This is a genomic window from Phaeocystidibacter luteus (assembly GCF_008933115.1).
Taxonomy (GTDB): domain Bacteria; phylum Bacteroidota; class Bacteroidia; order Flavobacteriales; family Schleiferiaceae; genus Phaeocystidibacter; species Phaeocystidibacter luteus.
The window spans coordinates 1-18,165 of the sequence record NZ_WBVO01000012.1; the positions used below are offsets into that span (position 1 = coordinate 1).

Consider the following 18,165-nt stretch of genomic DNA (forward strand, 5'->3'; position numbering starts at 1 on the left):
GGAGGGTTAGACCATTGGATGTCCCTTCCTGATTTTGGTTGACAGGTTTAGGGAGAGTATGTCGGACTGGAGGGAGGTATTCGAAGTTTGGGTGTTGAATAGGGGGCTGGTCGCCCCAGGGGGTAGCACCCGCTACCCCACTCTCAAATTGATCAATTTCCATGACCTAAGTCGTGATTTAAACGTTTACTTCCGTTTTCAAACGCTTGTCGGTATTTGGTCATTTGAGATTTCAGAAGTCTGGATTGAAATCGCGAACTTGAGACTGGGGAGGGGCTTGGTGGCCCCCAAAATGAACATCGAGATAACTTAGGCAATTGCCTTAGATATGTGACGTGGTAATCACTAAAGCACATGATTGCTTAGCGGCGATTACGGCGTCAAACCGTTTCAATGCTAGGTCATTGATTTTGCGCTTTGATATCCGCTCCTAACAATTTGATTTATTGTGTTTTTTCAGCCTGCCCGACTACCGGCGGGAGAAACACGCCAGTAAATCCACAACACACGATGTTATTCGCGTTTTTGCCTTTTGCGATTTTGCGAGAAACACGCCAGTAAGTCCACCACCCAAGATGATATTGGCGGTTTTGCAGCTTGCCCTCCTACCGGCGCTAGAACCACTTACGCTGATCCCCTGCGAACTCCCTCCACCACGCACATTCTCAAATTCTCTGCGAGAAACCTCTTTCTCCCCTCAACCAAAAAAGCCCCGAACCTCTCAGTTCAGGGCTTAATCTAAATGACGTTCTACCGACTTATTCTACAACCAATCGTACAGTGGATATAACCGTGTTTGAAGCGATGGTGAGAATGTAAACCCCAGATTCCAAACTGGACACATCCAATTCTGTGGATTCAATTGTGTGTTCAATCACAACATTACCCGCGATATCAATAATCCGTAGTTGTCCTGTAGCATCAGAAGGCAAGTAAAGTAAGTCCCTTACCGGGTTGGGATAGAGTTCTAACGTCGGTCGCTCAATTGCACCTTGTGATTTAGCTGAAGTGCTGTGTGAACCTAAATATGTTCGTGTGTCTTGAGCGTAGCTGTCCCACTCATTACTGTCGTAGCTTGTTGTAGGTTCTGTTATTGTTGCTTTTCTTACGAGGGTGACATCTTGAGCGAAGTTCGCCGATCCACCGTCAAAGGTCCCGATGATATCGATTAACACTCCGTTCTTAAACAAACCAATGGGGTCATTTCCGTTGAAGGTTACGATTCCCGAACCCGTAACTAAATCTGCGCGATTGCGAATGTTTTTCTTGGCTTGACTGTTTACAATTACAAAAACGTCCCCACTAGCTAGTGAACCCGACAAGCTGAGTTCGCTTCCCCAGCTTCCCGCTCCGTTCGTTTGCTTCATCAGAGAGTAATCGGAAAGGTCAATGGAATTTGAAGTGATGTTCGCAATTTCTAATGCTTTGTTGTTTGAACTACCTTCCATGTATTCCGAGAGAAACAGTTCCGTCGGTTGAGAGGTTCCACCGCCTCCACCACCAGAACCGTTGTGACTTCCGATGTAGTCAAACGTGTTTGATGGATAGTCTGTCCATTCGGAAGTCGTGTAGGTCGTGTTTGGACCTGTAACGTTGGCATTTCTAACCTTGGTTACGTCTTGGCCATAAGTCGCTGAACTTCCGAAATCGCCAATTACATCGATTAGAGTTCCATTTTTGAAGAGTCCAATGACATCATTCCCATTGAAGGTCACAATTCCCGAAGCTGTAGTCGCGTCGGCGACTGCTGTGATAGATATATCCGCTGAACTATGAGCGATTACAAATACTCCGCCGTCGGAAAGTGTGCCCGATAGAGTGTACTCGCTTCCCCAGGACCCACCTCCGTTGGTTTCTTTCTTAAGAGAGTATGATGAAAGGTCGATGCTTGCTCCTGTAGTATTTGCTAGCTCTAGTGCTTTATTGTAGGATGAGCCTTCAATGTATTCTGAAAAGAACAGGTCATTTCCACCGGTGGATCCGCCGCCACCGTTATTTCCTCCGCCTCCATTGTTCCCGTCGCAATACTCAGGAAAAATCTCGCATGCATATTCGGGATGGTCAATAAACGGGTTTCTGTTGCCTTGGTAGCTGTAAATGATATCGTTGCGATTCTGTTCCTCTGCGCTTACCGGGTCGGCAAGGTGCCACTGCATTAGCACAGAAGCCTTTCCATGAAGTGGAGATTGATCTGTGTTGCTCAACCATGTGTCTGTAAGCTCCAAATCAGGCTCTCCATTTGTTCCTTCATATCGAACGACCATATAGAAGATCATTCGTGCAACATCTCCTTTTACCTCGTCACGAGGTTCCCAAATCCAATCTGTAGATGAGGTGTATGAATCCGTGGCTCCCTGGTAGTTTCCTGAACCATCAATGTATTGAGTGGGGGCTTCATCGAAGTTTCTATTGTTTCTTGCTGAATTGGTGGAGATATCCGCTGCGCGAAGGTGGTGACAGTCCGTTCCGGCACCGAGCGTTGTTCCGAAGTTTCCACGCGATTTAGCCCATACGTGTTCGCGATTCCAGCCTTGCCCGCTATTGTATTCGGCCGCTGCATTCATTGAGAAACCCGAGTAAAGTCCAATAACGTTGTTCGGGTTGTTTGGGTCCTTGTCGGCGTCTTTCAAGATGTCCCACACATCTGTATTTGAGCTAGTGTATGGATATTCTGTGTGGCCATCAATTATTTGATGAAGCGCTGCTTTCAAGTTGTTTCCGGAAAGTCCATTTGCGGCATCGTAATAGCCATTTGGCACTTGAGCGAATAGGGAAAAGCTCAAGAAAATAGCTGCGAATGCCAAAGACAGTCTTAGGTCTAACGGTCTCTGATTCATGATAGTAGGTATTAGAGTTGTGAGCTCAAGTTCTGAAACATGAACGTTCGCTTGACTATCCCAAGATTAACTTCTTGTTAAGAAGAGCCTCAATTATCAACACTCGATTACTACTCAAAACACATTCGTATTTATATTAACATTATGTATAGAATGACCCAGCACGCGCTAAAGCACCATACCTATAGCTGGGAATTCGGAGTAGCGATATAGTTCCATCCTCAGCTCTTAATTTCAGCGCAAGTCATCGAGCATCATTTTGCGGTTTTTTATGCGCTCCGATGATTTTGTTCTTGCCCTTTTTCAGCCTGCCCGCATGCAGGCGGAGAAGCACGTACGCTGATCCCCTGCGAACTCTCTCCACCACGCTATATCTACAACCCTCGGGCTAAAGCCACGAGGCTATTGGAATTATCCCCTCCGGGGAATCGCACAAGGATAAAACCCCGATCAAGCTTCGAGCCCGGCACGCGCTAAAGCACCATACCTAATAGCTGGGAGTTCAGAGTAGCGATAGAGTTCAATCCTCAGCTCTTAATTCCAGCGCAAGTCATCGCGCATCACTTTGCGGTTTTTATGCGCTCCGATGATTTTGTTCTTGCCCTTTTGCAGCCTGCCCGCCTGAAGGCAGAGAACCACGTACGCTGATCCCCTGCGAACTCTCTCCACCACGCTATCTCCTTTATTCTCTGCGAGAAACCTCTTTCTCCACCACGTGAGGCCCTCCCAAACCTCTACCCACCGTAGCGATTCACTGTTATTTTCTATACACATAATGTTACCCAGCCAACACTTTCTGAAATATCGCCGTAATAATTGTGCTACCTGACCTTGCTGCCAATCAAACTCACTATGAAAAAAGCGACCCTGCTATTATTGTTTCTACCTGCATTAGGATGGGGACAACCTCTTCAAGGCGACACCGTCGATTTTAAACGAACCCGATACGAGGTTCAAGCAGACGGTAATCTCAATCTCGTTCGAGGCGATAACATCAATCACATCTACCAAGAATCCCTCTGGTTTAGCGGTTATTCGTACGGTACCGATACCATCCATCACAATTCCGTTCAAACCTACCGCCAAGATCGAACGAGCTTCTTTCCCGGCCCTATTTCTTCCGATACAGCATCCTTCGATTACTGGAACCGAACCTGGACGGTCACCTCCGGGATGGTCGACAGCCTAAAAAACGGCTGGTATTTCGCTATTCCGGAACCGCTTCTCAGTTGGCCCGCTCATGGGCGTGCACAGTTTTCCGAGGCTCAAGACCTTGCACCTTTTGTGGATGTCAATAACAATGGAGTGTACGAACCCCAGATCGGTGATTACCCAGTCATAAAAGGCGATGTATGCACCATTGCCATTTTTAACGACTGGCAATACCGCGGCTTTACACAGTATTGGTCATTTGTGATGGAAGGTATCGCGTGGTATTACATGCTAGATGGGGATGACATTGAAGATCGAACCGTTTTCACCGAGTTCGAAATCGTCAACAAGAGTAACAAGACATACCACGACACGTGGCTAGGAGTTTTCGCCGATATCGATGTGGGTTATGCCTCCATGAATCTTAGTGGAACCGACATCGCTCGCCACGCGGTTTACAGTTACCCCATGAACTCCATGGCAAACGGTGTAAACTTTCCTGGTGAATCTCCATGGGCGAGTATGGTGATTCTTGAAGGTCCAGCGGCCGATGCCTTCGACGGTAGAGATAACAACTGGGATGGATGCGTGGATGGCATCTCCGATCAAGTTGGAAACTGTATTTCCGAGGATCCTTCCAACGGAATCGTAGAGCCCATCACCATGATGCGCTCCATGAGCTTCACCAACACCTTTGGTCAACATAATTCGAACCCAAATCTCGACATCCATTTTCGCAATTACCTCCGCGGAAGATGGCGAGATGAGACGCACATCTTAATCGAAAATGCGAGTGGTTTTGGGTCAACCTCAAATGGTGACGGCCATAACCCGAGTGCCGCAATGGGTATTTCACACTATGTTTTCCCAGGGAATACAGCTTCGCCAGATCTGCTTTCACTTCCTTCTAACCCGGTTAACTTCTTCGAATCGCCCGCAGATGCGGAAGACAAGCGCGTGGTCGCTTCAATGGGGACATTCACTTGGGAACCGAACGAAAAAATCACCCTAAAGTATGCCAGCGTTTGGGGGCGAGAAGACACATCTGCCTTCGACAATATTCTCGACAGCATTGGTGCCGATATCGATAAACTCTTCCTGGCCTACAACACAATTGGGCAATCTGAGAATTCTGCCCGCACTCAACAGTTGGTTGTAGGTCAGGATTTACAATTCTTATATGTTGAAAACCCTCATGACAGAGCCTTTGAGCTCGAAGTCATGGATCTTACTGGGAGGACGGTTGCGACTGGTCATGTAGGTGCATTTGGCCAAACGCAACTCCCGATTTCGGGACTCCCTCCAGGCGTTTATGTCTTGCGCACACCGGAATCAAATTTCTCCATTAAATGGATGAAACGGCCATAGAATGGAACGCGATTCCGCGCCTGCTGAATGGACCTCCCGTCAAACGGAGGTCCTTTCTTTTTTATACCCCAATTCGAGAAGCATGACATCCGTCATATTTGCCCGCATGCAAATGGCTAACTTTGCCCGCAAAGAATCTCTGACCCATGCTATACCATAAATTAGGTAAGATTCCACATAAGCGTCACACGGTGTTTAAGAAACCCGACGGTGGACTTTACTACGAACAATTGTTTGGAACCGAAGGATTCAGCGGTGTATCATCTTTGCTTTACCACGTGCACCGTCCTACGATGATCAAACAAATTGGCGAGGCCAAGAACGTAGCTCCCGAAGCTGCTATCGATAAGAACATCACCTCGCGCATGCTTCGCGGATGGGATGTAACTCCCGCTGACGATTTTCTCGAAAGTCGGAAGATTGTTCTCTTCAACAACGATCTAAACATCACTCTCGCAGCTCCCAAAAAGGGAATGAGCGATTACTTCTACAAGAATGCGGATGCCGACGAAGTGATCTTCGTGCACAAAGGCAAAGGAAAGATTCGCACCATGCTCGGTAACCTCGAATTCGGTTATGCCGATTACATCGTCGTTCCACGCGGTATGATTTACCAAATTGAGTTTGAAACGGAAGACAACCGTCTACTCATAACCGAGAGTTTCTCGCCCATCGTTACCCCGAAGAGATACCGCAATAACTTCGGACAGCTTCTCGAACACAGCCCGTTCTGTGAACGCGATTTCCGCCTTCCAAATGAGCTTGAAACTCATGATGAACTCGGTGAGTTCCGCATGTTTATTCGCAAGGAGAATGTAATGCACGAGGTTGTTTACGGTTCGCATCCATTCGACGTTGTAGGATGGGATGGTTATAACTTCCCGTACATCTTCTCAGCCCTCGATTTTGAACCTATCACAGGCCGTGTTCACCAACCGCCTCCGGTTCACCAAACTTTTGAAGGTTGGAACTTCGTAATCTGCACATTCGCACCGCGTATGTACGATTACCACCCAGAAGCTATTCCTGCACCGTACAATCACAGCAACATCGATAGCGATGAGGTGCTGTACTATGTGGATGGCGATTTTATGTCGAGAAACCACGTGGAGAAAGGCTTTATTTCCCTTCACCCCGCAGGCATTCCGCACGGTCCGCACCCAGGTGCTTATGAGCGCAGTATTGGTCAGACCGAAACACAGGAACTCGCTGTGATGATTGACACCTTCAAGCCGTTGCGCATTACGGCCGAAGCGCTCAACATTGGAGAGAATGACTATTGGAAGTCGTGGCTAGAATAGGCCACGGCATCTTTGTACCTTTGAACGAAATTTAGAAAAGGCTCAAAACTTTGAATATGGCTACAGATACTACCAGTTTGAAATTGGAGAAAATCTTCACAGATGCCGAAGACTTTCTTCCGCTCAACGGAACCGACCACGTAGAACTCTTCGTGGGAAACGCCAAGCAAGCAGCACACTTCTATAAAACAGCATTCGGATTTCAGGGTGTGGCTTACGCTGGACTCGAAACCGGAATGAAGGACCGTACAAGCTACGTTCTTCAACAAGGCAAAATTCGCCTAGTTCTTACCTCGCCTATGAGCGCCGATGGCCCGATCAACGAGCACATCAACAAGCACGGCGACGGGGTGAAGAACGTTGCCCTCTGGGTAGACGATGCTGTGAAGAGCTTCGAAACTACAACCGGCCGTGGCGCTGAGGTTGCTTTCGAACCAAAAACCATCGAAGACGAAAACGGAAAGGTTGTTATTTCTGGAATCAAAACGTACGGTGAAACGGTTCACGTATTTGTTGACAGAAGCGAGTATGACGGTCCGTTTATGCCAGGATACCGCGCATGGGATAGCCACTACAAGCCAGAAGATACAGGCTTGAAGTACATCGACCATATGGTTGGTAACGTAGGTTGGGGCGAGATGAACAAGTGGGTTGAATTCTACGCGAAAGTGATGGGATTTGCGCAGTTGATTTCATTCGACGACAAAGACATTTCTACCGAGTACACGGCTTTGATGTCAAAAGTGATGACCAACGGAAACGGTCGCATCAAGTTCCCAATCAACGAACCAGCAGAAGGAAAGAAGAAGAGCCAAATCGAAGAATACATCGATTTCTATAACGGTGCAGGTGTTCAGCACATCGCAGTAGCTACTGATGACATCATCAAAACGGTTTCTGCTATGAAAGACCGCGGCGTTGAGTTCTTGTACGTTCCAGATAACTACTACGAAGATCTTCTTGAACGCGTCGGTGATATCGACGAAGACATCGCAATTCTGCGTGAACACGGCATTTTGGTTGATCGTGACGAAGAAGGCTACCTGCTTCAACTCTTCACAAAACCAGTTGCTGATCGTCCAACTCTATTCTTCGAAATCATCCAACGTAAAGGAGCTCAAAGCTTCGGTAAAGGAAACTTCAAGGCGTTGTTTGAAGCAATCGAAAGAGAGCAGGATAATAGAGGAACGCTCTAGAGGTGTTGGAGGGTTAGAGGTATTGGAGGGTTAGAGGGTTAGAGGGTTGGACTCTTGGACTCTTGGACTGATGATCCGACCAAAAGGGAGGAATCCCGAGAGGCGCAGCCGACTCGGGAGAGGGTCAGACCTACTTCCGCTTCTCTACAGCACCTCAAGTTAGATATAGGAAGGCCTGCCGGTTTACGGTGGGTCTTTTTTTGTGATTTTATGGGGCGCTGCGCGCAAGAAACTGCGTTTAAGGTGCTTCGCACAAGACACTGCGTGTAAGGCGCTTTGCGCAAGAAACTGCGTTAAGGTGCTTCGCACAAAACACTTCGTGTAAGACGCTACGCGTAAGGCTCGTGGAGCAAGGCGCTTCGCGCAAGACGCTATGCGTAAGGATGGCGTTTGTCTTGCCGAAGGATGAGGCCTTTTCAAAGCTTAAAAAGCGCAGAACTTGCTGAGGTACGAGGCCTTAGAAGCTGCGTGTAAGATACTACGCGTGAGGTGCTTTGAGCAAGGGGGAGGCGTTGCTTGCCGAGGTACGAGGCCCTTTATTCGCCGTAAGGCGAAGAACCTTTTCCCGCGTGAGCGGGATCCTTTTGCTTCGCAGAAGCAATCTTAACAGGGTTTACTATACCTCTTCTTCGTCCTTCCCTCCTTCGCCCACTGCTTTCGAATCACTTCCTGCTCTTCTTCTGGGAGGTGGATGATATCCTGACATTCATTCGAGCATGTGCCTTCGTTTTCTGCAGCGCACTCTTCACATTGAATGAATAGTAGGTTGCAAGCAACGTTTTTACAGTTGGTGTGGGTGTCGCTAGGCTTGCCACATTGGTGACATTTTGAGATCACTTCTTCCGAGATATGCTCTCCCAAGCGATCGTCGAAAACGAAGTTTTTGCCACGGAATTTATTCGGAAGTTCTTGCTCCTTAATCTGACGCGCATAATCGATGATGCCACCGTGTAGCTGGTTCACGTTTTCAAATCCGTGATGCTTCAAATATGCAGAGGTCTTCTCACAACGGATGCCACCTGTACAGTAGAGCAATATTGGCTTGTCTTCCTGACCTTTTAACTTGTCGAGCACTTCCGGAAGCTCTTCGCGGAAGGTTTCCGCATCAGGAAGAACGGCGCCTTCAAAGTGACCAATCTCCGTTTCGTAGTGGTTACGCATATCAACCACGATCGATTCACCCGACTCCATGAGCTCATTCCATTCTTGAGCGGTCAAATGTCGACCCACGTTCGTAACGTCATATTCGGTCTCTGGAAGTCCGTCGGCCACAATTTGATTTCGAACCTTTACCGCGAGCTTGAGGAAAGACTTTCCATCATCCTCAACTGCGATTTTGAAAGGCACATTGGCAAACTGTTCGATAGCGTAAAGCTGTTTTACAAATGCTTCCCAGTTGTGCTCAGGTACGTTCATTTGCGCATTGATTCCCTCGCGTGCGATGTATATCCGACCTAAACAATTCAAGTCGTCCCACATGGCATACAAACGGTCGCGCATTTCCTCAACATTCTCAATAATCACATAACGGTAGAAAGAAACAGTTCTGCGAGTAAAGTCCTCAGCGTCAAGACGCTTCTGTAGCTCCTCTCGGTCGTACTTGTTGTACAGTGCTCTTTTGGGTTGTTTGCGTGATTCTTCCATGACATCCTGAATTTCAGGGTGCAAAGGTACGCCGATTTCATCGGAAAACACTGATGAAAGTCATGTTGCAAGTTCTGCTAGGCTTCTATACCGAGGTGTTGGGATGCAACCGAAGTTGAATATCTTTGCCCCGCTTAACCCCTTATTAGTATGAAGGAAGTAATTCTCGTTCTTGGCGCTTCTGGCCAGATTGGTACCGAACTCGTGATGAACCTTCGCGAGACGTATGGCAACGCAAATGTTGTTGCATCCGACATCAAAGATGCCCATCCAGATGTGATGGAGTCTGGTCCCTTTGAGGAAATTAATGTCATGGACGGGAACCGAATTGCGGAGGTGGTTAAGAAACACGGGGTAACCCAAGTGTATCACCTCGTAGCAATGCTCTCTGCCACAGCTGAACGCATGCCCGAAAAGGGGTGGGCGCTTAATATGGATAGCCTTTTTCACGTGTTGAACCTCGCAAAGGACGGAGCCATCAAGAAGGTGTATTGGCCAAGTTCTATTGCTTGCTTCGGACCTAATACGCCGAAGATGAACACGCCTCAGGAGACCATCATGGAGCCTTCTACAGTTTACGGTATCTCGAAACAAGCGGGAGAGCAGTGGTGTAATTACTACTTCAACAAGTATAATGTTGATGTTCGCTCTATTCGATACCCAGGAATCATTTCATGGAAAAGCGAACCAGGCGGCGGAACAACTGATTACGCGGTGGAAATTTATTACGAAGCCCTCAAGCAAGGGAAGTACACGAGTTTCCTCGACAAGGGTACAATGCTTCCAATGATGTACATGCCAGATGCAATTCGTGCCACTGTTGGATTGATGGATGCTCCCGCCGATCAAGTAAAGGTTCGCACGAGCTACAATCTGGCCGGTATTTCCTTCGCTCCAGAGCATGTGGCGGAATCCATTCAAAAGATAATGCCCGATTTCAAGCTTGATTTTGCTCCTGATTTCCGTCAAGCCATCGCTGATTCCTGGCCTAGTATTATCGACGATTCACGCGCCCGCGAAGATTGGGGATGGAAACATGAGTTCGACCTCGACCGAATGACCGAGGACATGCTCACTAACCTAAAAGTGAAGTTGGGTTTATAACCTAGCGCTCAATTACGGCTTCAATAGTGGCGTTGAAACTCTGACCCCCAAAGTCCAATTCTTGCTTGGAACGGAGAATCATTCTGTTGTCTGTCCAGCTTAGAATGCCGTAACTAGTGGTTTGTCCATCTTCGGTAACGAAGAGTGAATCTCGACCCTGAAGTTCCCAAGTGCCTCGACCTGCCTGCTGATACGGGATTTCAAATTCCTGAATCGCACTTACCGTGATGGTCGCCGATGCGTCGTACTCAACTTCATCGGGATTCATTTCAAAATCGAAATAACTACCCTGGTCGATATCGGCATTTGTTGTTACAAACGGAATAGACTGTCCCATAAAAGAGATTACCCCATTTGCATCAATATCGGTGAGTTCCCAATTGCCCGAAAGCTTTTCACGATTAGAAGGAGTGCTTGGCTCGGGGTCATCTTTCTTACATGAAGAGGCCACGATGACTAGCGAAAAGGCGAGTAACTTGAGAGATAGGGTTTTCATAGCGGGTCGTTTAATGCTTCAAATTTAGCTATTTAGGAGCTACACGGACTTTTTTCTGAGTTCAAAAACAGTTACCTCAGGCCAAATTCCTGTCCGACCTGGATATGCGAGATATCCAAAGCCTCGATTCACGTACAAGTACTTCCCGTTTTCCTCGTAAAGTCCAGCCCACTTCGGGTAACGAAAACTTATGGGACTCCATTTTATGAAGCCCGGAATTTCTATCCCAAACTGCATTCCATGCGTATGGCCTGAAAGTGTGAGATGTACCTTCTTCTTGTGGGTCTTTACATGCTTATCGAAATGAGTTGGGTCGTGACTCATCAATATTTTGAATGAGTCATCTTCCAAACCTTCCGTCGCCTTGTCAAGGTCCCCTTCCTGGTGGAATCCTTCGCCCCAATTTTCTACGCCAACAAGGTCGAAGGTCTGACCATCCTTTTCGATTTTCACCGACTCGTTTCGAAGGTTGCGGAAGCCAATTTCATTTTCCTGAATTTCTACAAGCCTATCCGTATCCACTTTGGCGAGGTATTTCTGCTCATCTTCATCCTCGCTCCAAGTTCGGTAGGTTCCGTAGTCGTGGTTGCCCAATACGGCGAACTGACCGTACGGTGCGCGAATCTCTTTCAATACATCTACCCAAGCTACCACTTCCTCCGATCGATTGTTAACCATATCTCCCGTAAACAGGAATAGATCCGTGTTCTGCGCCTTGATCAGGTCGATTCCATATTGAATCTTCTCGCGATTGTCGAAAGAACCCGAGTGGATATCACTCACCTGAGTAATGGTAAACCCGTCAAAGGCCTCGGGTAAATCCTCAAAAAAGAGCGTCTTTTTGATGACGCGAAAGTTGTACTTCCCCTTCCAAATTCCGTGAACAACACCGGCGAGAGGAACTGCGGCCAATCCGAGCGCCACATTGTGAATGAATCGCCTACGACCTGGGACGAACTGTTCACCTACCTCTCTGCGTTCCGTGTGAAAGATTCTGCGATAAAGCCCAATTGGAAGTCGGATGATGTCCTCCGGAATCAAGAAGGCTAACACCACGAATTTTGGCATGTACCACAACATGATAATCGACATGAAGCCATTCAAAACCTTCCTGCTTTCGTTGGCAGAATCGAAGGTGAGGACAGAAAGTATCATGTACACGTATGCCGAAATGGAGATTGCCCAATACAAGCGACGGACCCACTTTTTGGAAGATGCTGTTTTTACGCTTTGGTACACGTAAAGATCCATCAAACCAAAGATGATAAGGGATATGGAAAAGAAGATGATGAAATTCACAATGCTGCTAATTGCTTGGGTGTGAACGCGAATTTAGTGCAATTGTTTGCGCTTTACGCCGTTCCATAGGGCAACTCGCGATAAACACGTATTTTTCGGACATGCGTCGACCAGATATCCACAGGAATAAAAACGCCTGGAAGCTCATTCTCTTTCTTTGTGCCTTGCTCATAGGTGCCGGAACGCTACTTTACACTGAATCTTTTTTGAGTGAACTCCGAAAAGGAGAAGAGCGGTCGGTGAAAATATGGGCGAATGCAGTACAACTATTTGGCTCTGATGCTGCCACTGGTGACCTTACATTGTATGGGATGATTATGGAAGGGAATACTACTATTCCTATTATTCTCACAGATCAGGATGGTCATATCATCGCAAAACGTAACATCAACCAGGAGAAAGCTGCTAGGCCAGGCTACTTGGAAGCTTTGATACCTAGAATGGCGGAGGAAAATGAACCCATCGTCATTGAATTTGCCGAAGGGAAAAAGAACATTGTCTATTACCAAGAATCCATCCTCCTCAAAAAGCTTCGAATCTACCCTTGGGTACTGCTCGGTGTGATAGCAGTGTTTGTCGGCATTGCATATGCCGCATTTAGTTCCGCTCGCCGCAGCGAACAAGAGCGGGTTTGGAGTGGGATGGCGAAGGAAACCGCCCACCAAATTGGAACACCGCTCTCATCTATGTTGGGCTGGATCGAGCTACTAAGAGCTCAAGGGGTCGACGAAACCGCGCTGAATGAGATGCTTAAGGATGTAGACCGACTTGAAACGATCACCGCGCGGTTTAGTAAAATCGGCTCCATTCCAGAGCTAAAGAATGAAGACCTCATCGATTGCTTGAAAGAATCACTCGATTACCTGCGCTCAAGAACGAGTAAGAAGATTGATATCAATCTATCCGTGCCAGAAGGCGAAATCGTCCTTCCGATTAACCGTCAGCTTTTTAGTTGGGTAATCGAAAACCTCATTCGAAATGCCGTTGATGCCATCGAAGGTGCCGGTCAGGTTGATATCTCACTCGAAGAGGCCGGAAGAAGCATGAAAATCGATGTTCGAGATACCGGAAAAGGACTTCCGAGGAATCAGTATAAAGCCATATTCCGTCCGGGTTTCACCACTAAGCAGCGTGGCTGGGGATTGGGGCTTAGCTTGGCGCAGAGAATCATTGAGGATTACCACGATGGGCGAATTTTCGTGGTGAAGTCTGAACCTGGAGCTGGAACTACCTTTAGAATTCTTCTCCCAATCGCATCTTGATGAGCGGAATCTATTTACACATTCCCTTTTGCAGAAAGGCGTGCCATTATTGCGACTTTCATTTCAGCACATCCTTTAAAACATACGATGCTGTAGTTGCCGGAATGAAGCGTGAAATTGAGCATTGGGCAGCCGCATGGCCCGCGCCTATTCAAACGATCTATTTTGGCGGCGGCACTCCGAGTACATTGGAGTTGTCTGACCTACAATCTATCCTCGAATTGATTCGAGCAAAGTTTGACGTTGAACCCGCGGCTGAGATAACCATAGAGGTGAATCCGGAAGATGTAAACGAAGCTCAGCTAGAAGGATGGCTCAGTTTAGGTGTGAATCGATTGAGCATGGGCGTTCAATCGTTTTTTGAAGACGAATTGATGTGGATGAATAGAAATCACACCGCATCAAAATCTGTAGAGTCTATTCGCCTCGCGCAAAAAGTAGGATTTGAGAACATTACTATCGACCTGATTTATGGCGTTCCCGTTTCGAGTACGAGCAGGTGGAAAGACAACGTACAAATGGCCATCGATGCCGGAATCCCACACGTTTCAGCCTATGCGCTTACGGTTGAAGAGAAAACGGCATTAGCACATGCCATAGAGAAGGGCAGAACCCAACAGCCCGATGAAGAAGTGGCTCACCAGCAGTTTCTCATTTTGAGAGAGATGCTCATAGGTGCCGGATACGACCACTATGAGATTTCGAATTTTGGGAAGCCTGGCTGGCGAAGCGTCCACAATAGCAATTACTGGAAAGGAGTTCCCTACCTCGGTATTGGTCCAGGGGCGCATAGCTTCGATGGCGACCTCAGGAGGTGGAACGTAAGAAACAACGCCCTTTACGGACAAAGAGTGGGGAGTGGAGAAGGTTGGTTCGAAACCGAACGGTTGACTGTGCGGGATCGATACAATGAATGGATGATGATTCAACTGCGCAGGGCTGAAGGCATTTCTTTAGAAGAAGTTTCAGTTCGCTTCGGGGAACGATATAAGTCACTATTTTTAAGTGCTGCCGAAAGCTTGGTTGATAAGAACTATGTGAAGTGGGAAGGTGACCGATTAGTGCTCACCGAAAATGGTATGTTTTTGGCGGACGGAATCACCGTTGAACTCATGGACGCATGAAAACTTGGCTTCTCGCTTTACCATTGCTAACTGCCTGCACGCTTAACACGGAAAATACCAACCGCATGACTGCCCAGATCATCAAGGACAATGTTGTTTACGATATCGACTTCCACACGTTTCACGACCTTTCGGTTCCAATCGATACATCAGGGCCGAGAGCGTGGTATCTCGATCATGCCGAAATTGAGGCCGTACGAGATGAGAACTGGGTGGGCGTAGTGGCTGAAGGAGGGTCTGTGAACTTCAGAAACATCGCTTTCAACCCTCACAGCCATGGAACCCATACAGAGGGACCTGGACACGTAGAGCCTACCGTACATTCCATCGACCGAGCAGTGAACTCCTATCACGTGTTGGCTCGTGTAATCACAGTACTGCCTCGCGAACTCGAAAATGGCGACCACGTCATTTATTGGGATATGCTCGAGGAAGCAGTTGTGAATAATCGTCCAGAGGCCGTAGTTCTAAGAACAAGCACGGAAGACCGCAGGCACAAGAATTGGTCGAATACCAATCCTCCCTATATCGACGCCATTGCTGCCAAGGAGTTGGCCAACCACGGCGTTTTACATTTGCTAATCGACTTGCCTTCCGTAGATCGCGAGATGGACGAAGGCAAGCTTGCCGCTCATAAGGCGTTCTGGAATATTCCAGATGAAGTTCGCATGAACGCTACCATTACCGAATTGATTCATGTACCCGCAGAGGTGCAAGACGACACCTATCTCCTCAACCTTCAAATAGGTCCGTTTGAAAACGATGCGGCACCAAGCCGCCCTGTGCTTTACCCTTTACAAAAACGTTAACCATGAGGAGACCAACCTTATACCTGACCCTCCTTTTCTTCGCGCTTTCATTCTGCTCATTCGCACAATCCATCACAGGAGTTGTGGTAGATGATGAAACAGGAAACAGCATCCCCTATGCGGCCATCATAATCAACGATCAGAATAGAGGAACTACGACAGACGCCGATGGAAAATTTGAAATCAAATCGACGGATGATATCTCGTATTTCCGTGTGCGTGCGTTTGGCTACACCAGTAAGCGATTTGATTATTCCGGTGAGGCTGAGTTGAGGTTTGAGTTGCGCTCATCCGACAATGTCATCGGCGAGGTAGAAGTTTTAGCAGGAGAGAATCCGCTACACCGCATCATCAGAAACGTAATTGACAATCGGAATTACAACAATCCAACTTCGTTAGACGCCTTCTCCTATGAAACCTACTCGAAGTTTGTTTTTACGTTGATGAGCGATTCTCTAGCTCCGGATTTCGACACCATTTATGCACCTCTGGATACAGGAAACCTTCAGCTGGGGGTCAACAAGGACAGTATTTTGAAGATTGACTCGAGCGGTTATCGAACGCGGAAGTTCATGGAATCTCAGCACTTGTTCCTAATGGAATCGGTGACAGAGAGAAAGTATGCGTCCCCAAGGGATAATGAGAAGGTATTGGCGACGCGGATTTCTGGACTTCAAACACCACTTTTCGTGCTGCTCGCTACCGAAATGCAGTCCTTCAGTTTCTACGATAACTACATCAAAATACTAGGATCCGAAAGGGTGAACCCCGTAGCTCCTGGAGCCATTGGCAGATATGTGTATTCTCCATTGGATACAATTCTAGAAGGTCAAGACACCGTTTTTGTCATCCAGTATTTCCCTGAACCTGGCCACAGTTTCAAAGGAATCGACGGGGAGTTGTATGTGACAACCGACAATTGGGCCGTAAGGCGAGTGATTGCACGCCCGACCAATCAAGATTTATTGGGAATCGACCTGGGGGATGACGGAGTATTTGGTGTTGAAATCCAACAATTCTACGAGAAGAAATCAAACCGATGGTTCCCTCAGGAGTTGCATATGGACTTTAGGAGATTTGAGTCGGATGAAAACGGAGTGTCTTCCGCCGTTGCCGTATCAACTTCCGGAGGTAGCGAGTTGGTTGGAATCGGAAGAACGAAGCTTCAGAATATTCAAATCAACCCCGAATTGAGATCTCGGGACATTCACAGGATTTCGGTTGAAATTGACCCGAATGCGGCGGATAGAGACGAAGAGTTTTGGAATAAGTACCGAGGAGAGAGCTTAACTGAAAAGGAGACTCGAACATACGAGGTACTAGACAGTATTGGTGAGGAGTTCAACATCGATCAAAGGTTGAAATGGCTGCTTGCATTGAGTACCGGTAAAATTCGCTGGGGGTATTTCGATTTCAACATAGACCAAATCATGCGGTACAACGTGTACGAAGGATTCCGATTGGGAGTAGGGCTGCAAACTAGTCCCAAGCTGAGCGAGCACTTTTCTGTCGGTGGTAAAGTGGCCTATGGCTTTGGAGATGGGGTTTGGAAATACGGTTATTTCGGAGAGATATATTTCGACAGAGTATCGGAGACGAAGCTTTATGGAGGCTACGACTTCGACATCTTTGAAACGGGCGGCACGCGCTACAACCTCCAACGAAAAACCATTTTCACGAATTCGGATTATCGATTCCTCTTCATTCCAACCTTTGATGAGGTGAGCGATGTTTACTTTGGAATTTCACACCGAATCTGGCCAAACTGGAGAGCAGATGTGAGTTTCCATCGACAGAATAGATTTACGTCGGGCGATTATCAATACCGCTACACATCGGAGGATGTAGATATCGCTTTGAATGGCTTCAACGTTGCTTTCGCGCGATTGGAAATGGAGTATGCTCCAAATGACAGATACATTTCGGGTCCGTTTGGGCTGCGTGCACTTGAAACGACCTATCCTCGATTCAGAATTGCGTACGAAGAGAGCTTCGACGGTATGTTCGACAGAAACTTTCCTTTCCGTAGAATTGACGTGAAGGCTGCACACCAAATCAAGCGAGTGTATACAGGAACTACAACCTTCACGCTCACCGGATCTTACATCCAAGGCGATGTGCCATATTCTTTCCTAGCAGGTCCGGATGCAAATGCGAGTGGCCCACTTGGCAAATTCGATCTGGCAAATTCACTAGCCACCCTTCGCGGTTTTGAAACCATGCCGTTCAACACTTTTGCGGCTAATCAATACGTTGCGATCGATGTGCGTCACAGTTTTGAGGATCGCCTGCTCGATCTTTGGGGTTGGAAGCCGGTAATTGATGTGATGTACCGATCAACCTATGGTGAACTGAATGATGCGGAACGTCACTTGGGTCTGAACCTCCAGGGCTTTGAGAATATTTACCACGAAGCGGGACTTGAAATCAACAAGATATTCGGCAGTTTGGGAGTTGGTTTCTACCAAAGATTTGGCCCGTATTACACTGGTGAGTACTCAGATAACTTTGCATTTAAGTTGAGTCTACGTACCGCGTTCTAACAGGTATTTGAATTTAGCTACCTTTGCTTC

Annotated in this window: 12 protein-coding genes; 8 read left to right on the top strand and 4 right to left on the bottom strand. The window is 47.4% G+C overall.

Annotated elements, in window-relative coordinates; all coding sequences use genetic code 11:
- Positions 1-758 precede the first annotated feature (758 nt).
- Complete coding sequence (locus F8C67_RS12480; RefSeq protein WP_151668194.1) at positions 759-2,837, bottom strand: endonuclease; 2,079 nt, start codon at positions 2,835-2,837, stop codon at positions 759-761.
- A gap of 852 nt (positions 2,838-3,689) precedes the next feature.
- On the opposite strand from F8C67_RS12480, the gene F8C67_RS12485 reads away from it, so the two are divergent.
- From F8C67_RS12485 to hppD, 3 genes are all read left to right on the top strand, one after another.
- Positions 3,690-5,357 carry a T9SS type A sorting domain-containing protein gene (locus tag F8C67_RS12485; protein WP_151668195.1) on the top strand — a complete coding sequence of 556 codons (1,668 nt, stop codon included), beginning with the start codon at positions 3,690-3,692 and terminating at the stop codon, positions 5,355-5,357.
- A 146-nt stretch (positions 5,358-5,503) separates the two neighbouring features.
- Positions 5,504-6,658, top strand: a complete 1,155-nt coding sequence (locus tag F8C67_RS12490) for a homogentisate 1,2-dioxygenase (RefSeq protein ID WP_151668196.1) — start codon at positions 5,504-5,506, stop codon at positions 6,656-6,658.
- Between the two features lie 56 nt (positions 6,659-6,714).
- Complete coding sequence (hppD, locus tag F8C67_RS12495) at positions 6,715-7,854, top strand: 4-hydroxyphenylpyruvate dioxygenase (protein ID WP_151668197.1); 1,140 nt, start codon at positions 6,715-6,717, stop codon at positions 7,852-7,854.
- 603 nt (positions 7,855-8,457) lie between these two features.
- On the opposite strand, the gene trhO is transcribed toward hppD, so the two are convergent.
- A complete protein-coding gene (gene trhO, locus F8C67_RS12500) occupies positions 8,458-9,498 on the bottom strand; it encodes an oxygen-dependent tRNA uridine(34) hydroxylase TrhO (protein WP_151668198.1) in 1,041 nt (346 codons plus the stop codon).
- A 150-nt stretch (positions 9,499-9,648) separates the two neighbouring features.
- Here trhO and F8C67_RS12505 point away from each other — a divergent pair, with 150 nt between their 5' ends.
- The gene (locus tag F8C67_RS12505; protein WP_151668199.1) at positions 9,649-10,602 is read left to right on the top strand and encodes an NAD-dependent epimerase/dehydratase family protein; all 954 of its coding nucleotides are present in this window, start codon (positions 9,649-9,651) and stop codon (positions 10,600-10,602) included.
- Position 10,603: 1 nt separating this feature from the next.
- Here the strand turns inward: F8C67_RS12505 and F8C67_RS12510 are convergent, their stop codons facing one another.
- Both F8C67_RS12510 and F8C67_RS12515 read right to left on the bottom strand, forming a co-directional pair.
- On the bottom strand, positions 10,604-11,098 hold the full coding sequence (locus F8C67_RS12510; protein WP_151668200.1) for a lipocalin-like domain-containing protein: 495 nt from the start codon (positions 11,096-11,098) through the stop codon (positions 10,604-10,606).
- Between the two features lie 39 nt (positions 11,099-11,137).
- Positions 11,138-12,397, bottom strand: coding sequence for a metallophosphoesterase (locus F8C67_RS12515; RefSeq protein ID WP_317132326.1), 1,260 nt, complete (start codon positions 12,395-12,397; stop codon positions 11,138-11,140).
- A 101-nt stretch (positions 12,398-12,498) separates the two neighbouring features.
- Here F8C67_RS12515 and F8C67_RS12520 point away from each other — a divergent pair, with 101 nt between their 5' ends.
- The 4 genes from F8C67_RS12520 to F8C67_RS12535 all read left to right on the top strand — a co-directional run bounded on the left by F8C67_RS12520 (position 12,499) and on the right by F8C67_RS12535 (position 18,135).
- Complete coding sequence (locus tag F8C67_RS12520) at positions 12,499-13,659, top strand: sensor histidine kinase (RefSeq protein WP_151668201.1); 1,161 nt, start codon at positions 12,499-12,501, stop codon at positions 13,657-13,659.
- Positions 13,659-14,783 carry a radical SAM family heme chaperone HemW gene (gene hemW, locus F8C67_RS12525; RefSeq protein ID WP_151668202.1) on the top strand — a complete coding sequence of 375 codons (1,125 nt, stop codon included), beginning with the start codon at positions 13,659-13,661 and terminating at the stop codon, positions 14,781-14,783. Before F8C67_RS12520 ends, hemW begins: the two co-directional genes overlap by 1 nt.
- A gap of 65 nt (positions 14,784-14,848) precedes the next feature.
- The gene (locus F8C67_RS12530; protein ID WP_151668203.1) at positions 14,849-15,592 is read left to right on the top strand and encodes a cyclase family protein; all 744 of its coding nucleotides are present in this window, start codon (positions 14,849-14,851) and stop codon (positions 15,590-15,592) included.
- Positions 15,593-15,594: 2 nt separating this feature from the next.
- Positions 15,595-18,135, top strand: a complete 2,541-nt coding sequence (locus F8C67_RS12535) for a DUF5686 and carboxypeptidase-like regulatory domain-containing protein (protein ID WP_151668204.1) — start codon at positions 15,595-15,597, stop codon at positions 18,133-18,135.
- The last annotated feature ends 30 nt before the right edge of the window (positions 18,136-18,165 follow it).

Bases quoted from the DNA above. Each gene is read 5' to 3' on its own strand.
- F8C67_RS12490 (WP_151668196.1), top strand. From the start codon at position 5,504: ATGCTATACCATAAATTAGGTAAGATTCCACATAAGCGTCACACGGTG.
- trhO (WP_151668198.1), bottom strand. From the start codon at position 9,498: ATGGAAGAATCACGCAAACAACCCAAAAGAGCACTGTACAACAAGTAC.
- F8C67_RS12530 (WP_151668203.1), top strand. From the start codon at position 14,849: ATGACTGCCCAGATCATCAAGGACAATGTTGTTTACGATATCGACTTC.
- F8C67_RS12535 (WP_151668204.1), top strand. From the start codon at position 15,595: ATGAGGAGACCAACCTTATACCTGACCCTCCTTTTCTTCGCGCTTTCA.
- hppD (WP_151668197.1), top strand. From the start codon at position 6,715: ATGGCTACAGATACTACCAGTTTGAAATTGGAGAAAATCTTCACAGAT.
- F8C67_RS12510 (WP_151668200.1), bottom strand. From the start codon at position 11,098: ATGAAAACCCTATCTCTCAAGTTACTCGCCTTTTCGCTAGTCATCGTG.
- F8C67_RS12485 (WP_151668195.1), top strand. From the start codon at position 3,690: ATGAAAAAAGCGACCCTGCTATTATTGTTTCTACCTGCATTAGGATGG.
- F8C67_RS12520 (WP_151668201.1), top strand. From the start codon at position 12,499: ATGCGTCGACCAGATATCCACAGGAATAAAAACGCCTGGAAGCTCATT.
- F8C67_RS12505 (WP_151668199.1), top strand. From the start codon at position 9,649: ATGAAGGAAGTAATTCTCGTTCTTGGCGCTTCTGGCCAGATTGGTACC.
- hemW (WP_151668202.1), top strand. From the start codon at position 13,659: ATGAGCGGAATCTATTTACACATTCCCTTTTGCAGAAAGGCGTGCCAT.
- F8C67_RS12480 (WP_151668194.1), bottom strand. From the start codon at position 2,837: ATGAATCAGAGACCGTTAGACCTAAGACTGTCTTTGGCATTCGCAGCT.